Below are 4416 nucleotides of genomic sequence, written 5' to 3'. Positions count from 1 at the left end.
GCGACACCACGCCGATCAGCCCGAAGATGATCGACGCGCTGCGCCCGATGATGCGTCTGGTGGTGACCAACGGCACCGCGAAGGAGATCGCCGGCTGCGGCGACATCTACGGAAAGACCGGGGAGGCGGAGTTCCCGGGCGGATCGCACTCCTGGTTCGCCGGATACCGCGGCGACCTGGCCTTCGCCTCGCTGATCGTGGGGGGCGGCAGCTCCGAGTGGGCGGTCCGGATGACCAAGTTCATGTTCGAAACCCTGCCGCCGAACTTCCTGGCCTAGACCGATGGGGGCGCAGCGGGCCGGCGCTATCCGGCGTAGCGCCCCCGGTCCGCTTCAGCGGTAAATTGCGAACATGACGGATTCCGGCGGCGACATGGTGGCGTTGCGCGTCTCCGACGCCGACCGCAACGGCACGATGCGGCGACTGCACAACGCGGTCGCGCTCGGGCTGATCGATATCGACGAGTTCGAGCAGCGCTCGTCACAGGTGTCCTATGCGCGCACGCGCGGCGAATTGGACGGCTTGGTCGGCGATCTGCCGGGACCCGGCGCCATCGTCACCTCCGCGGCCGACCGGGTGGAACTGCGGGGCTGGGCCGGTTCGCTGAAGCGGCACGGCGAATGGACGGTGCCCACCCGTCTGGCCCTGGTCCGCCGCCTGGGCTCGGTGGAACTCGACCTCACCAAGGCCCGGTTCGCGGGACCGGTGGTGGTCATCGAACTCGACATGAGGTTGGGTTCGGTGGAGATTCGATTGCCCGACGGGGCAAGCGCCTCGATCGACGACGTCGAGGTGTACGTGGGAAGCGCCAGCGACCGCCGCAAAGACCCGCCCGGTGAGGGCAGGCCCCACGTGGTGCTGACCGGCCGGGTCGTGTGCGGCTCGGTGATCATCCGGGGACCGCGCCGTTCGCTGCTGCGCCGCCAGCGGTTCTGATCGGCGGCGGGCCTCGAGGGTGTGTTGGAGGCGGGAACGTGCGAATTCCCGCCGTGACGACTCACTGAACGCCGCCGATGCTCCCTCGGCGCTTCGCGCGGGGGGTGCACCCGCCCGCCGCGACGCGCGGCCGGGTCGCGCGGCCTGCGATTAAGCTGGCGCCATGTCCGCTCGCACCGCACTCGCGCCCGGAGAGTTGTCCCCGACTCTGCCGGTGCCCAGCCGCATCCCGCGCCCCGAGTACGCCTGGAAGCCGACGGCCCAAGAGGGCAGCGAGCCGTGGGTGCAGACCCCTGAGGTGATCGAGAAGATGCGCGTGGCCGGCCGGATCGCGGCCGGCGCTCTGGTGGAGGCGGGCAAAGCCGTCGCACCCGGGGTCACCACGGACGAACTGGACCGGATCGCCCACGAGTACATGGTCGACCACGGCGCCTATCCTTCGACGCTGGGTTACAAGGGCTACCCGAAGTCGTGCTGCACGTCGCTCAACGAGGTCATCTGCCACGGGATCCCCGACTCGACGGTGATCGCCGACGGCGACATCGTCAACATCGATGTCACGGCCTACATCGACGGGGTGCACGGCGACACCAATGCGACCTTCCTGGCCGGCGATGTCGCGCAAGAACACCGGCTGTTGGTGGAGCGAACCCGGGAGGCGACGATGCGCGCCATCAACGCCGTCAAGCCCGGTCGTGCCCTCTCGGTCGTCGGCCGCGTCATCGAATCGTACGCAAATCGGTTCGGCTACAACGTTGTTCGTGACTTCACCGGCCACGGCATCGGTACCACGTTTCACAACGGATTGGTCGTCCTGCACTACGACCAGCCGTCGGTGTCCACCATCATCCAACCCGGCATGACGTTCACCATCGAACCGATGATCAACCTCGGCGGTCTGGACTACGAGATCTGGGACGACGGCTGGACGGTGGTCACCAAGGACCGCAAGTGGACCGCGCAGTTCGAGCACACCCTGCTGGTCACCGACACCGGCGTCGAAATCCTCACCTTGCCATGACGTTTCCCGGATGACCGGAGCGTTGCTGGTCGCGGGCACCAGCTCCGACGCCGGGAAATCGGTGGTGGTGGCGGGCCTGTGCCGGTTGTTGGCCCGCCGCGGCGTCCGCGTTGCCCCGTTCAAGGCGCAGAACATGTCCAACAATTCGGTGGTGACCGTCGAAGGCGGTGAGATCGGCCGCGCCCAGGCGATCCAGGCGCGCGCGGCGGGACTGGAACCCAGCGTGCGATTCAACCCGATCCTGCTCAAGCCGGGCAGTGACCGCACCTCGCAGCTGGTGATCAGGGGCCGGGTCGCCGACTCGGTCAGCGCGAAAACCTATGTGCGGCATCGCGATCGGCTGGCCTCCATCGTATTCGACGAATTGACCTGCCTGCGCGCAGAATTTGATGCGGTGATCTGTGAGGGGGCCGGTTCGCCCGCCGAGATCAACCTGCGCGCCACCGACTTGGCCAACATGGGTCTGGCCCGGGCCGCGAATCTACCGGTGGTCCTGGTCGGGGACATCGACCGGGGCGGCCTGCTGGCGCATCTGTTCGGCACTATCGCGGTGCTCGAACCCGACGACCAAGCCCTGGTCGCCGGCTTCATCGTCAACAAGTTTCGCGGTGACCCCGCGCTGCTCGAACCCGGGTTGCGTCAGCTGCATGACATGACGGGCCGCCCGACCTACGGCGTGTTGCCGTACGCCGACGAGCTGTGGTTGGACGCCGAAGACTCGCTGTCGGTGGTCGCGCGGCGCGTCATCGGCATGCCCGCGCCCCCGCGTGGTGACCAGTGGCTGCGGGTGGCCGCCGTCCGGCTGCCCCGGATTTCCAACTCCACTGACGTCGAGGCGCTGGCCTGCGAGCCGGGTGTGCTGGTCCGCTGGGTCGCCGACCCCGCCGACCTCACCGACACCGACCTGATCGTCATACCCGGCAGCAAGGCCACGGTCTCCGACCTGTCCTGGCTGCGCGATCACGGCCTTGCCGACGCGATCTGCGCGCACGCTCGTGCCCGCAAGCCGGTGCTGGGCATCTGTGGTGGATTCCAGATGCTGTGCAGTCGCCTAGACGATCCGGTGGAATCCGCGACCGCAGGCGTGCCCGGGCTCGGGCTGCTGGACGTCGACATCGCCTTTCATCCCGACAAGACGTTGCGTCGCTGGCAGCACCCGCTCACCGGCTACGAGATCCATCACGGGCGGGTCGCCCGCTGCGCCGAACAGAGCTGGTTCGCGGCGGGTGCGGAGCCGCATCCGCAGGGCGTGGTGCGCGGAGCGGTCTTCGGGACCCATTGGCACGGCTTGCTCGACAACGACGATTTCCGGCGCGCGTGGCTCCGCGGGGTCGCCGAGGCGGCCGGCCGCAGCGGCTTCGTGGTCGGCGACGTCAACGTCGCCGCGCGCCGCGATGCCCAGCTCGACCTCGCCGCAGATCTGCTGGCGTCAAATCTCGACATCGACGGTATTCTCAGGCTGCTTGACGGTCCACCGCCGCAGCGGCCGCATCTCGCAAGTCGCTTGCGGCCGTAAGCCATTCGCTGCGATGCCGGCTCGAATGTCGCCGTTGACGGCGCGGTCAAAAAGTTAAGTCCCTGTATTAAATGCCCAGAATCATCGCGCTCGCATGCCGTTTGGCTGTAGCGTGCTGGGGTGTCCTCGATGATGACCACGCTGGACGGATTCCCCGTGCCGGTGGTTGTAGCCGGCCCGGAGGCCGGCGTGGTCGTTGTCATATTGGGTGACGAGGACCGCATCCCGGCGGCGTATGACGCCGTCTGCGAGCGCCTACACACCGCCTCGCTTCGGACGGTCGTGATCGGCTTCGATCCGCGCTTGACTCCCAAGTCGGTGATCGGCATCCTCGACGCGCTGAGCATCGGGTGGGCCGTGGTGATGGGCGACCGCGCCGGCGCCGAACTCGCGTGGGAACTGACGGCAACCCGGCTGGGCCGTTTCGTCGGACTGGTCGTAATCGATCGCGGCCATCCGCAGGCCGCCGATTACGAAGGCGCCATCACCGATGGGCACTGCCCGCCCGTCGAGATCGGCACCACCGTGTTGGTCAGCTCGCCGGCCGCGCGGGCGGTGGCCCAGGCCAGCCAGCGCTACGTCTACGCCGAATACCGGGTGGTGCACCTGGGGCGGCGCAGCGTGCAGGAGTCGACGGCGCAGCTGGCCGCCGAGATCATTTTGCGCACCAGTACCTGGTAGCGCCTGGTTGACTACGGTCATGGCCAGTGAAGAAAGTGCTGTGACCGAGCCGAACGCCGCGATGTTGTCGTTGACCGCGCTCGAACGACTGGTCGGCACCGGCGAGGTGGACATCGTCATCGTGGCGTTCGCCGACATGCAGGGCCGTCTGGTCGGCAAGCGGATCGACGCGCGGTTGTTCGTCGGCGACGTGGCCACCCACGGCGCCGAGTGCTGCGGCTATCTGCTCGCTGTCGACGTCGACATGAACACCGTCGGCGGC

5 protein-coding genes and 1 pseudogene are annotated in these 4416 nt (G+C 68.0%); all 6 read left to right on the top strand.

What is annotated here, in order from left to right; all coding sequences use genetic code 11:
• Nucleotides 1-278 (top strand): penicillin-binding transpeptidase domain-containing protein (locus A5652_RS15440; RefSeq protein WP_255361842.1); only part of this gene is annotated, 278 nt, incomplete at its 5' end.
• Nucleotides 279-351: 73 nt separating this feature from the next.
• Nucleotides 352-936, top strand: coding sequence for a DUF1707 domain-containing protein (locus A5652_RS15435; RefSeq protein ID WP_067352926.1), 585 nt, complete (start codon nt 352-354; stop codon nt 934-936).
• 163 nt (nt 937-1099) lie between these two features.
• On the top strand, nt 1100-1957 hold the full coding sequence (gene map, locus A5652_RS15430) for a type I methionyl aminopeptidase (protein ID WP_067352924.1): 858 nt from the start codon (nt 1100-1102) through the stop codon (nt 1955-1957).
• A 10-nt stretch (nt 1958-1967) separates the two neighbouring features.
• Entirely contained in the window at nt 1968-3473 is a 1506-nt protein-coding gene (locus A5652_RS15425; RefSeq protein WP_067352921.1) for a cobyric acid synthase, read from the top strand.
• Between the two features lie 129 nt (nt 3474-3602).
• Nucleotides 3603-4154: an alpha/beta hydrolase gene (locus A5652_RS15420; RefSeq protein ID WP_067352916.1), complete on the top strand. Its 552-nt coding sequence runs from the start codon at nt 3603-3605 to the stop codon at nt 4152-4154.
• A gap of 19 nt (nt 4155-4173) precedes the next feature.
• Nucleotides 4174-4416: pseudogene (locus tag A5652_RS15415) on the top strand (glutamine synthetase); the annotation flags it as partial.

This window comes from Mycobacterium sp. 1165178.9 (genome assembly GCF_001673555.1).
Classification (GTDB): domain Bacteria; phylum Actinomycetota; class Actinomycetes; order Mycobacteriales; family Mycobacteriaceae; genus Mycobacterium.
Note: the sequence above shows the minus strand (reverse complement) of the source record. Positions and strands in the feature narration are given on the sequence as shown.